This window comes from Kitasatospora sp. NPDC091257 (genome assembly GCF_044757675.1).
Taxonomy (GTDB): domain Bacteria; phylum Actinomycetota; class Actinomycetes; order Streptomycetales; family Streptomycetaceae; genus Kitasatospora; species Kitasatospora lactacystinica.
The window spans coordinates 1-10,196 of sequence record NZ_JBIVVI010000182.1; the positions used below are offsets into that span (position 1 = coordinate 1).

The following is a 10,196-nucleotide window of genomic DNA, read 5'->3' on the forward strand; positions in this document are numbered from 1 at the left end:
GGGTTGACCAGGCCCCGGCCCCCGGTGACGGTGTTGCCCGCACCGATCGTGACCTTGCACGTCGCCGCGTCGTAGTCGGTCACGTCGATCGCGTACCGGTCCGGGCCGGTGGCGCCGGTGAGGTCGGAGCGGTTGCCCCGGAAGACGGTGCCGCAGCCCCAGCCCGGCCGGAGGCTGTGGGTCTGGTAGCCGTCATCGGTGGTGCGCCGGCCGGTGTTGTTCTCGATCACGTAGTCGTTGCCCTTCACGTCGACCCAGGAGTCGTCGGAGTTGCGCCCGGTGAGGCCGTCGCCGTCGAAGGTGTTGCCGGAGACCAGGCCGCCGGTGGTGCCCTCCTTGAGGTCGACGTTCTCGCCGCCGATGTTCGGGCCGAAGGTGTTGCCGGTGATCCGCACGTGGTCGCTGCGGTCGGTCAGGGTGTTGGCGGTGCCGACGTAGACGCCCTCGCCCATGCCGTCCCGGCCGAGGCCGGTGTCGTGGATGCGCGAGTTGCGCAGCGTGCCGTAGGCGCTGGAGTCGCGGAAGTGCACGCCCTCCATGGTGGTGTGGTGGACCGTCACGTCGTCGAGGACCACGTGGTCCGCGGAGTCGGCCACGATGCCCTTCTGGGCGCCGGTGACGGTCAGCCCCTGGACGGTCCAGTAGCTCGCGCCGTCGAGGTGGAGGCCGTATCCGCCGCCGGTGGGGGTGGTGAGGACGGCCTTCGCCGAGCCGGTGAGGGTGATCGGGGCGGCGGCGGTGCCGGGGGCGGTGGCCTTGAAGTTGCCGGAGTAGGTGCCGTCGGCGAGCTGGATGGTCCGGCCGGGCACGGCGGCGGCGAGCGCGCTCTGGAGCTGCTTGGCGGTGCCGACCTTGACGACGGCCGCGACGGCCGCGGGGGCGGCCGGGTGGGCGGCCACGGCCGCGGGGGCGGCGCAGCCGAGGGTGAGGACGGTGAGCGCGACGAGGACGGCGGGGCGCTTGGTCACGGACGGTGCTCCTTGCGGTGGTCGGGGCCGGGCGGGCGGCGGGCGGCCCGGTAGTGACAGGAACATGCCGTCGCTCAGCGTGGACTGGACCATTCCGGGACGTCAAGAGCGCCCCGGCAGCGTGATACTGGAGCCCTGGGGGAGTCTCGGACAGGGAGGCGGCGGTGGGCGGAACGGCCGGGTTCGCCGTGGTGGTGTTCGGTGCGCTGGGCGGCGTGGTCGCCTACCTCGCCGGGGTGGTCGGCCTGCGTGAACTGCGGCGGCTGCGCCGGGTCGGCGTTCCGGTGCGGGCGCTGGTGCGCGAACGCGCCCCGGCACCGGAGGACCGCACGCTGCCGCCGCGGCCGCTGCTCCAGTTCGAGACCGAGGACGGCCGGGTGGTCGAGGTCTTCTCCCCCGTCCCCTCCACCGCCCGCCACCCGCTACCGGACGGCGGCTTCGTCCCGGTCCGCTACGACCCGGCGGACCCGCGGCAGGTGCTGGTGGACGGGCGGGAGCGGGCCGGGCTGGAGTACGGGTTCCTCGCGCTCGGGCTGCTGGTGGTGCTCGGCTCGATCACCCTCGGCGCCGCGGTGCTCTGAACGGTCCGAACGGGGCGGCGCACACGGGCGGGCGGCCCACACGGGCGGGCGGGCCGCGCACGGCTCCGCGGGCAGCCCGCCCGGCGTGCTCAGACGGTGGCGGCGGTGGTCGCCGCCACGGTGGCCGCGATGGAGACGGCGGCCATGGTGAGCTGCACGGCCCGGATCGCCTCGCGGACGGACTCCGCCGCCCCGTCACCGGCGGCGATCTCGGCGAAACGCGGCTCGACCTGCTTGCGGGGCAGCTCGGGGAAGGCCAGCCGGTGCAGCCGGGAGCCGTGCAGCAGGGCCACCAGGGCGGCGGTGCGCAGGTCCGGTTCGGCGCCGTTCAGCACGACCGCGGCCAGCCGCCCGCGCAGCTCCCGCTCCACGCTGCCGTCCGCCTCCGGGTAGCGGCGGACCGGGAAGAGGCCCAGCGCCCGGCGCCGCTCCTCGACCACCAGGCCGCGCTCGCACAGCCGCCCGACCGTGTCGGCGACCGCCGTGGACCGGTCCTTGGTCAGCCAGTCGCCCGCCTTGGCCCTGCCGGAGCGGCGGCCGGCGGCCCACGCGTCGAGCCTGGCCAGCCGGCCGTCCACCAGCGGCTCCCCGGTCGGGGTCCGGTCGGTGACGGTGAGCCGGCCGTCCTCGATCGTGACCCGCCCGGCCAGCACCAGCTCGGCCAGGATGCCGCCCGCGGCGGCCCAGGCGGCGGTGGGGGCGTCCTTCGCCACGCCGGACTCGTCGTCCAGCGACAGCAGCCTCAGCTCCTCGGCGAGGGTGACGTGCATCGGGTGTCCCTTCCTCTCTTCTCCGTGTCGCGGTTCACCGACCCGCCGGCGCCTCAGCCGCGCAGGGCTTCGACCAGACGCCGGGCCCGGGTGTCCTCCTCCAGCAACGCCCGGACCAGCCGATCGGTGCCCTGACCTGCGACCTCGGTCAGATAGGCCTCGACCGCGCGCGGGTCGGCGGGCAGCGTCACCCCACCGGAGTCGAGCGCGGCGTACGCCCGGGCGTAGTCGAGGCCGAGCCCGGCGAGCAGCTCGCCGGCGCCGTCCTCCGCCGCCAACCCCGGCTCGTGGCGGGCCACTTCGTGCACGGCCAGCAGCGCGAGCAGAACGTGCTCGGTGCCGGGCGTCCGGCGGCCGAGGCGCTCGGCCTGGGCGTCGGCCTCCGGCCGGATCCAGGCCGCCGGGCCGGACGGGCCCGGCCGTAGCAGGCGCTTCCAGCGCGGGGCCCGGTGGCCGCGGCGGGCCAGCAGCGTCTCCCGGGTGGGGTGGAGCAGCGGGTCGAGGTCACCGCTCTGGCGCACGGCACCGTCGAGGCGGTCCAGGACGGCCTGCGGCGCGACGCCGGCCGCGCGCAGCAGTTCGGCGGCGCGGGTCCGGTCGGGCCCGGCGCCGTTCGCGCCGCCGCGCCCGGCGTTCCCGTCACTCCCGGCGCCGCGCCCGGCGTTCCCGGCGTTCCCGTCACCCCCGGCGCCGTTCCCGGCATTCCCGTCGGCGAGCAGGGCCCGCAGCAGGTGTGCGGCCGTGCAGGCGGGTTCGCCGTCCCGGCGGGCGCGCTCCGTCGCCACGGCGAGTGCCCGGGCGGCGGCCCCGCTCAGCGGCCGGCCGTCCGCCCCGACGGCGCCGGGCGCCTCCCGGTCGGGCACGGCGGCGGGCCCGTCGTCGGCCGTCCAGCGCCCCTTCCGCTCCCGGACCAGGGCGCGCAGGGTGTCCGCCCCCGCCCCGGCCGCGGCGAGGGCCGCACCGGCGGGGCCCGTCTCCCCGGCCACGGCGACCAGGAGGTGCTCCGTCCCCAGCGGCCCGTCCCCCGGCCCGCCGAGCGCGTGCCAGTCCGGCTCCAGCATGGTCGTGTCCATCGGCCCCTCCCACGACTACGGCTTTACTCGAACTATATTCCCGCTTTTCCTTCTCTTGGGAATTTTCCGCACGTCAAGAACGCGTCAGGACGGCACCTGCGCAAGAACGCGGAAGACCGGGCGCCCCGGTGTTGTTGCCACCTGGTGCCATCGTGAGAACCACGCCCGCGAGAGAGGTGAGCACCATGGCCGACACGCTCCCCGGGCCGAGCCCGGTCCCCGAGGCACAGACCCCGCTGGACGCCTACTCCCTGATCGTCACCACCGTGGCCGCCACGCTGACCCCGCGGGTCGCCGCGCTGCAGGTCCCCCGGCGCGGCCGGGGCGGCTGGTTCAGCACGGCGCTGGGCTCGGCCGTGGTCTTCACCGAGGACGGGTTCCTGCTCACCAACGCCCATGTCGTCGGCCACGCCGACGCCGGCACGCTCGCCTTCGCCGACGGCACCACCGCCCCGTTCCACACCATCGGCGCCGACCCGCTCTCCGACCTCGCCGTGCTGCGCGCCGACGGGCCGACCCCGAAGCCGGTGGCACTCGGCGAGGCGACCGGCCTGCGGGTCGGACAGCTGGTCGTCGCCGTCGGCAACCCGCTGGGGCTGGCCGGGACGGTCACAGCGGGCGTGGTCAGCGCGCTCGGCCGCTCGATCCCGGCCCGCTCCGGCAGCACCGCGCGGGTGATCGACAACGTGATCCAGACCGACGCCGCACTCAACCCGGGCAACTCCGGCGGCGCGCTGGCCACCGCGAACGGCGAGGTCGTCGGCATCACCACGGCGGTGGCCGGGAACGGGCTCGGCCTGGCCGTCCCGATCGACGCCACCAGCCGCCGGATCGTCGCCGCCCTGCTCGCCGACGGCCGGATCCGCCGCGCCTACCTCGGCCTCGCCGGAGTGCCCGCGCCCCTGTCGCCCGCCCTGCGCCACCGCACCGGGCAGCCCACCGGCCTGCGCATCGTCGAGGTGGTGCCCGGCGCGCCCGCCGACCGCGCCGGGCTGCACGAGGGCGACCTGCTGCTCACCGCCGACGACGAGCCGATGGGCAGCGCCCAGGCCCTCCAGCGCCTGATGCTGGCCGACGCGATCGGCCGCCCGCTGCCGCTGACCGTCCTGCGCGGCGAGGCCCTGGTCGACGTGCTCGCCGTCCCGACGGAGCTGCCCGTCGACGACTGACCACGGCCCGGGACCCGGGCGGGATCGGGGGCCGCCGGCCGCGGCACGTTGGTCATCTGCATACGCAGATCGTGCGCGCCCTTATCCCGTCGTGGCGGCGAGGGTCGGTGGCACGGAAATCCTTTGGCACGGAAATCCGGTGGCACGAAAATCCGTTGGCGCCCGTGCGACCGGTGTGGTTACGCTGACGCCGTTCCGTACCGATCGACCCGGGCCACCGCCCGACCGGAGAGGGTGTCTTGATGTCCCGCCTCGCGCCGAGTGCGCCTCGCCACGCCGGCTGACGACCACCGCCCGACGAACCGTCGAGGCCACTCGGCCTGCTCTTGCTGCCATCGCAGAAACCCCTCAGCAAGGAGCACCCCGGGTGTCCAGCACCTCCAGCACGCCCCCCGTTCTGAAGACCTCCACCTTCGCCTGCACCTGGTGCGGTCTGACCGTCTCCACCTGTGCCGCCGACGGCACGCGGCGCAACCACTGCCCGTCCTGCCTGCATTCACGACACGTCCTCGACCACGTCGAGGGCGGTCCCAGCGAGTGCCTGGGACGGATGTCGCCGATCGCCATCGCCGTGCTGCGCACCGGTGACTGGACGGTCGTCCACCGGTGCGTGCGCTGCGACGAGCTGACGTCCACGCCCGTCCGCACGGACGACAACCAGCTCGTCCTGATGCGGATGGCCGTCCGGCCGCTCGCCCAACCGCCGTTCCCGCTCGAAGCGTTCGGCACCCTCTGAACCACGCGGAGAAGAGGGAGCACCGAACCGTGCCACGACACAAGAACACCGGCGGCCGGGGCCGGCGGGAACGCCGCCCGCAACGGTACAAGGACGTCCTGCACGGACGGGGCGGCCACCGGGCGCACGCCTTCCGCTGCGTGGACTGCCGGTTGGACGTCCCGGTGGACGCCCCCGGCAGCGCCCACCGCAACCACTGCCCGAACTGCCTGGCCAGCCGTCATGTCGACGGCCGGACACCGGGTGACCGGGCGGCCGACTGCGGCGGCCGGATGACCGCGCTGAGCCTGTCGGTCCGCGCCGACGGCGAGTGGATGATCATCCACCAGTGCCTGTCCTGCGGCGAGTTGAGCGCCAATCGGATCGCCGGGGACGACAACGCCCTGACCCTGGTCCGCCTCGCCCTCAGGCCCCTGCGGGACACCATCCTGGCCCACCGCACCCTGCTCACCCTGTAGGCGCGCCCCGCGACGGTCCGTCCGAACGGGCGGACCGTCCGTGGGCGGCGCCTCAGCGCGAGCCGTCGGGGCGCCGCGGGAACGCCCGTACGGTGCGGCGCGGGAGGGCCGCGGACAGGGCCGCCAGCAGCGCGGCGGCGGTGAACAGCGCGTAGTGCCCGACCTCCGGACCGGGGCCCGCCCAGCCGAGTTCGCCGTGGCGGTGTTCGGAGAAGGCGTTGTGGCAGAGCCAGGCGGCCAGGCCGATCAGCGGTGCGTCCACCGGCCGGGAGCGGCGGCCGACCAGGGCGCACAGCGCCAGGTGGGCGAGGGACGGCAGCGGGCCGGAGTGCAGTTCACCGACAGCGCCGAGGGCGAGCGCCAGAGCGCCGCCGGCGAGCAGCGCGACGGCGCCGGAGGTGCCGTCCGGGAACCGGTCGAGCACCGGGCGGTAGCGCCGTCCGCCGGGCCGGGCCGAGTACATCCGCACCGCGGACTACCGCTGCATCGAGGCGAGTTCGCGCTCGGTGGCGACCGGCAGGTGCCATCGGGTGCGCCGGTGCAGGGCCTCCAGGTCGTGCAGCAGCTCGGGCACCGGGACGGTCAGCACCGGGCAGCCCGCCCGCCGGGCGCAGTGGCCGGGCACCGATCGCCGCAGCCGGCGGTGCAGCGGGCCGCCGCTGCGCCCGAGGACCAGCAGGTCGTCCGGCCGGTCGGCGATGTGCAGCAGGGCCGGTCCGGCCTCGCCGCGGACCACGACCGGGCTCAGCGGCACGCCGGGGTCGGCGCCGCCGAAGGCCTCGTCGAGGGCGTCCCGCAGCCGCCGTTCGGCGGCCTCCCGGACGGCGGCGAGCAGCGGCGGGCAGGGCGAGCGGCGGTAGCCGTGTTCGCCGCCGGGCGGCTCCCAGGCGAGCACCGGCACCAGGACGGCGCCGCGGTCGCGGGCCTCGGCGACGCCGCGGTGCAGGGCGGCCAGGCTTCCCAGCGACCCGCTGACCCCGACCACCACCCTGGGGGCGGCCTTCGAACTCCCGTTGCCGTGCATGATCCGTCCTCGTGTGGTCGTGTTCGCCGTCGTCCTCCACCCAACCGCCGCGACGGGGCTGACCTGCTCTCCTTGACGGCTTCCTGACGTTCCGGCCGGTGTTCCCAACGCGCTCCATACGCGGCCCGCCGGGATGCGGCATGCCCGACGGGCGGTTCGATGTCGAACGTTCCAGGGAGCACGGGCTTGTACTTCAGCAGCGGCAACTACGAGGCGTTCGCCCGGCCGAGGAAGCCCGAGGGGGCCGAGCGCAAGCGGGCGTGGTTCGTGGGGTCGGGGCTCGCGGCGCTGGCCGGGGCGGCCTTCCTGGTCCGGGACGGGCAGGTGCCCGGCGAGCGGATCACGATCCTGGAGCGGCTCAAGCTGGCCGGCGGCGCGCTGGACGGGATCGAGGTGCCCGAGAAGGGCTTCGTGGTCCGCGGCGGGCGCGAGCTGGAGGACCACATGGAGTGCCTGTGGGACCTCTTCCGCTCGGTGCCGTCGCTGGAGATCGAGGGCGCGTCCGTGCTGGACGAGTTCTACTGGCTCAAGGGAGAGGCTACATCGTTACACCTCTACCCTGACCTGGGCAGACACGAGAAGCACTTCGTCTACCGGACTATTCCCCAAGCAACGGAGTCTCGCAGAATCAGGGCATCCTCGTGTGGCCCGGCAGCGGGATCGGCTGCCATGGCAGCGGCGGGCCGGGACGGCCGTCACGGTGTAGGGATTCCCCCGAGTCGATGAGCTGCTTGCGCAGCCGCTGGCCTGCCGGGGGCATGGATGGCGTAGAAGATGAACCCGTTGTGCTCGCCGGTCGGTATGAAGCCGGTCTTGAGGAGGACACGGCCGGAGGCGGGGTTGTCCGTGCGGTGCTTGGCGCGGACTTTCGGGAGGGCGAGGTGACCGAAGGCGATGTCGAGAATCCGCCGAACCCCTTCGGTCGCGTAGCCCCGGCCCCAGGTGTCCGCCCGCAGGATGTAGCTGACTGCGGCAACGGGGCGGTCCCGGTGGAGCTTGACGACCCCGAGGAGGTCATCGTCCACGACGAGGCCGAGCACGTACAGCGTGCGCGGCAACTGTTCCGCAGCGGCCACGATGTCGCGGAGGCAGTGGCGGGCTTCGTCGGCGTCCATCGGGGCCCGGCCCAGGTACCTGGTCGACTCCGCGCTGTAGATCCGCAGCAGGGCCCCGTCATCTCCGGGGCCCAGCTCCCGTAGCTCGATCACCCGTCCACCGCTTCGATCAGCTTCGCCAGTTCGGCGGCGGCGGGCCGGTCGTCGGGGGCCGCCAGAAGGACGTAGCGCAGCCGGGTCTGGAGGGCGGGCCAGGGCATCGCGGTGGACATCGGGACGGCCCTGTGGGCGATGGCCCTGCGGATCGCCTCCACCGGCGCGCCGGTTTCGAGGCCGGCGGTCGCGTAGTCCAGCGGCCACGTGCCGGTGGCGCAGGTCCACAGGGTGCCGGCGAGGGCGTAGACGTCGGCGGTGCGGGTCGTTTCGACGGGTTGGGGGCCGTTGATGATCCGGGCGGCGAGTTCGGGCGCGGTGAGGTGGATCATGGTGCCGTCGAACGTGGGCCAGGGGGTGCTGCCGAACCGCCGCGTCCAGGCGAAGTCGAGGAGGCGCACGCCGTCCTCGCCGTGGATGCCGTGCGCGGGCTGGAGGTCGCCGTGCACCCACCCGTCGGCGTGGAGGTCGGCCACGGCGCGGCACAGTCCGACGGCGGCGGCGAGGGCTTCCTCCTTCCCGCCGTCACCCTTGCGCAGGGGCCGGAAGACCTGCCACGTGGAGGGGCCGGCCAGCCACGGGGTGACGTACCAGACGCCGTCGGCGAAGCGACCGGAGGTCACGGTGTATCCGGGGAGCTGGTCGAGCACGGAGGCTTCGCGGGCGGTGACCTCGGCGGCCTCGCCGGTGCCGAGCTTGATGCTCGCCACTCCGCGCGGGCCGGTGGCCTTCCACACCGCCGAGCCCCGGCGGTTGCTGATCTCCGCCAGCTCCAGCGGCCCGCAGACGGCCTCCGCAGCCTTCAGCGCTTCTCCGGCCTCGGCAAGGAACGTGCCCATTCTCGAACTGCCTTCCACTCGCAAGGGATGTGCTCGAAGACGTCCCGGCCGTCATCCGCCGCGACGGCCAGCGCTGCGGCGAGATCGGGCGTCTCCATGAGGAACTTCGGGTCCAGGGGCCGCACTCCCGCCCGGACCGGGAGGAACGAGAAGGGTGGCGGCGGGATGCCCTGCCCGCACCGGCCGCGCTCGACAGTGCCCTGGGGGAACTTGCCGAACATGACTCCGACCTGCGCGTACAGGTGCTTCAGCGCCCAGTGCGGCCAGGCCATCAGCTCGCGGTGCTCGGCCCCCTCGCAGTGCCCGACCAGCACGACGTTCTCGCACGTGAGGACACCGTACGGCCGAGGCATCAGCGGACGGACCCACTCCGCGGCCTGGACCCCGGCGTAGAACAACTCGGCTTCCACCGCGTACCGGTGGCTGCCCGGAGCGATCTCGTGGACGGTCCACCCCGTCATGCCGCGTCGGATGGACGGCCCGAGGAACGGGCAGTGCTCGTACAGCCCGGCGAGGTAGCCGTCCACGTCCACGCTGACGGGGTTCTCCGTCCGGGCTTCGGCGAGGCGGAGCGCCCCGGCAGTCGGCCGGGACGCCCCGTCGGATGGTGCGGTGATCACCGGCTGGTCGCCACCGGCACGAGGTCGTCGCCGTCGCCGGGCTCGGGCGAGCAGTTCCACTCGGCCCAGACCTCGCCCGTCTCGCGGTACCGGGCCAGGGCCTCGGCGTTGACCATGCCGTCGGCGTCGGTGAACCAGACCTCGGGCAGGGGACCGTACGCCTCCTCGTAGGCGCCCACCCACGAGATGAAGCCGGAACCGGCGCTCTCCACGTGGGCGAGCGTGCGGCCGGCGTGCCGGAGCGTGAACGCCTGGTGCGCGGCCGGGTCGGTGGCCAGCCGGTGCCACGCGGCGTCGATGGCGGCGGAGAACATCTCCGGCGCGACCTCGCCCGCGTCGATCCGGCGCGCGGTGACGGTGAAGAACTTGCCCAACTCGTCCAGCTCGACGCCGGACTCGGTGGTGATGCTCACGGGCCTCTCCAATCGGGGGTTGGCGCTGCTCACCCCGACGGGGAAGAGCAGCTGTGAGGGAATGCAGACCCGGCCCGGCATGACCCATTCCGACGGGCCGGGAGTTCGTGGTCGCCCAGGAGGCGGGCGGGCGTGGGGGCTAGTACTGCAACGGTGCCTACCGTGACGGTTGTTCAGGTCGGTCGTTGCTCCTGTCATGGGTGGGGACATATCTGAGGTCGATGCTCGGCGATGGTCGGACGGGCTTGCCGGGTTGCATGAGCGGTTTGCGCGCCGGTTCGCGCGAAGCGAGCCGCGGGAGTCGGCGCTGGCCTACATGCGCGGATTGCTGGCGCCG

Annotated in this window: 14 protein-coding genes and 1 pseudogene; 6 read left to right on the forward strand and 9 right to left on the reverse strand. The window is 74.3% G+C overall.

All coding sequences use genetic code 11. The features are described from left to right. The coding region (locus ACIQOV_RS11545; protein WP_401047537.1) for a right-handed parallel beta-helix repeat-containing protein at positions 1–968 on the reverse strand (968 nt) is incomplete at its 3' end. A 164-nt stretch (positions 969–1,132) separates the two neighbouring features. Between ACIQOV_RS11545 and ACIQOV_RS11550 the strand changes: the two genes are divergently transcribed. After that, the gene (locus ACIQOV_RS11550) at positions 1,133–1,549 is read left to right on the forward strand and encodes a DUF3592 domain-containing protein (RefSeq protein ID WP_401047539.1); all 417 of its coding nucleotides are present in this window, start codon (positions 1,133–1,135) and stop codon (positions 1,547–1,549) included. Between the two features lie 89 nt (positions 1,550–1,638). Here ACIQOV_RS11550 and ACIQOV_RS11555 read toward each other — a convergent pair whose 3' ends face one another. Both ACIQOV_RS11555 and ACIQOV_RS11560 read right to left on the reverse strand, forming a co-directional pair. Next, a complete protein-coding gene (locus ACIQOV_RS11555) occupies positions 1,639–2,319 on the reverse strand; it encodes a GPP34 family phosphoprotein (RefSeq protein WP_401047541.1) in 681 nt (226 codons plus the stop codon). Positions 2,320–2,372: 53 nt separating this feature from the next. Beyond that, a complete protein-coding gene (locus ACIQOV_RS11560) occupies positions 2,373–3,392 on the reverse strand; it encodes a Clp protease N-terminal domain-containing protein (RefSeq protein ID WP_401047544.1) in 1,020 nt (339 codons plus the stop codon). Positions 3,393–3,577: 185 nt separating this feature from the next. On the opposite strand from ACIQOV_RS11560, the gene ACIQOV_RS11565 reads away from it, so the two are divergent. From ACIQOV_RS11565 to ACIQOV_RS11575, 3 genes are all read left to right on the forward strand, one after another. Beyond that, entirely contained in the window at positions 3,578–4,561 is a 984-nt protein-coding gene (locus ACIQOV_RS11565) for a S1C family serine protease (protein WP_401047545.1), read from the forward strand. 367 nt (positions 4,562–4,928) lie between these two features. Further along, entirely contained in the window at positions 4,929–5,297 is a 369-nt protein-coding gene (locus ACIQOV_RS11570) for an RNHCP domain-containing protein (protein WP_380549823.1), read from the forward strand. 29 nt (positions 5,298–5,326) lie between these two features. Next, entirely contained in the window at positions 5,327–5,755 is a 429-nt protein-coding gene (locus ACIQOV_RS11575; RefSeq protein WP_401047548.1) for an RNHCP domain-containing protein, read from the forward strand. A gap of 52 nt (positions 5,756–5,807) precedes the next feature. Here the strand turns inward: ACIQOV_RS11575 and ACIQOV_RS11580 are convergent, their stop codons facing one another. Together ACIQOV_RS11580 and ACIQOV_RS11585 are read right to left on the reverse strand one after the other, a co-directional pair. Next, on the reverse strand, positions 5,808–6,224 hold the full coding sequence (locus tag ACIQOV_RS11580; RefSeq protein WP_401047551.1) for a hypothetical protein: 417 nt from the start codon (positions 6,222–6,224) through the stop codon (positions 5,808–5,810). Positions 6,225–6,230: 6 nt separating this feature from the next. Then, positions 6,231–6,779, reverse strand: coding sequence for a universal stress protein (locus ACIQOV_RS11585; protein WP_401047553.1), 549 nt, complete (start codon positions 6,777–6,779; stop codon positions 6,231–6,233). Between the two features lie 186 nt (positions 6,780–6,965). Between ACIQOV_RS11585 and ACIQOV_RS11590 the strand changes: the two genes are divergently transcribed. Continuing rightward, positions 6,966–7,505, forward strand: a complete 540-nt coding sequence (locus ACIQOV_RS11590; protein WP_401047556.1) for an oleate hydratase — start codon at positions 6,966–6,968, stop codon at positions 7,503–7,505. On the opposite strand, the gene ACIQOV_RS11595 is transcribed toward ACIQOV_RS11590, so the two are convergent. Genes ACIQOV_RS11595 through ACIQOV_RS11610 form a run of 4 tightly spaced genes read right to left on the reverse strand, consistent with a single transcriptional unit; the run spans position 7,475 to position 9,859 of the window. Then, positions 7,475–7,987, reverse strand: a complete 513-nt coding sequence (locus tag ACIQOV_RS11595) for a GNAT family N-acetyltransferase (protein WP_401047560.1) — start codon at positions 7,985–7,987, stop codon at positions 7,475–7,477. The genes ACIQOV_RS11590 and ACIQOV_RS11595 overlap by 31 nt on opposite strands. After that, the gene (locus tag ACIQOV_RS11600) at positions 7,984–8,826 is read right to left on the reverse strand and encodes a hypothetical protein (RefSeq protein ID WP_401047562.1); all 843 of its coding nucleotides are present in this window, start codon (positions 8,824–8,826) and stop codon (positions 7,984–7,986) included. The genes ACIQOV_RS11595 and ACIQOV_RS11600 overlap by 4 nt, the downstream gene beginning before the upstream one ends. Continuing rightward, positions 8,790–9,446, reverse strand: a complete 657-nt coding sequence (locus tag ACIQOV_RS11605) for a hypothetical protein (RefSeq protein WP_401047564.1) — start codon at positions 9,444–9,446, stop codon at positions 8,790–8,792. The genes ACIQOV_RS11600 and ACIQOV_RS11605 overlap by 37 nt, the downstream gene beginning before the upstream one ends. After that, on the reverse strand, positions 9,443–9,859 hold the full coding sequence (locus ACIQOV_RS11610) for a hypothetical protein (protein ID WP_401047566.1): 417 nt from the start codon (positions 9,857–9,859) through the stop codon (positions 9,443–9,445). The genes ACIQOV_RS11605 and ACIQOV_RS11610 overlap by 4 nt, the downstream gene beginning before the upstream one ends. Positions 9,860–10,055: 196 nt before the next feature. Between ACIQOV_RS11610 and ACIQOV_RS11615 the strand changes: the two are divergent. Then, positions 10,056–10,196, forward strand: a pseudogene (locus ACIQOV_RS11615) (IS701 family transposase); the annotation flags it as partial.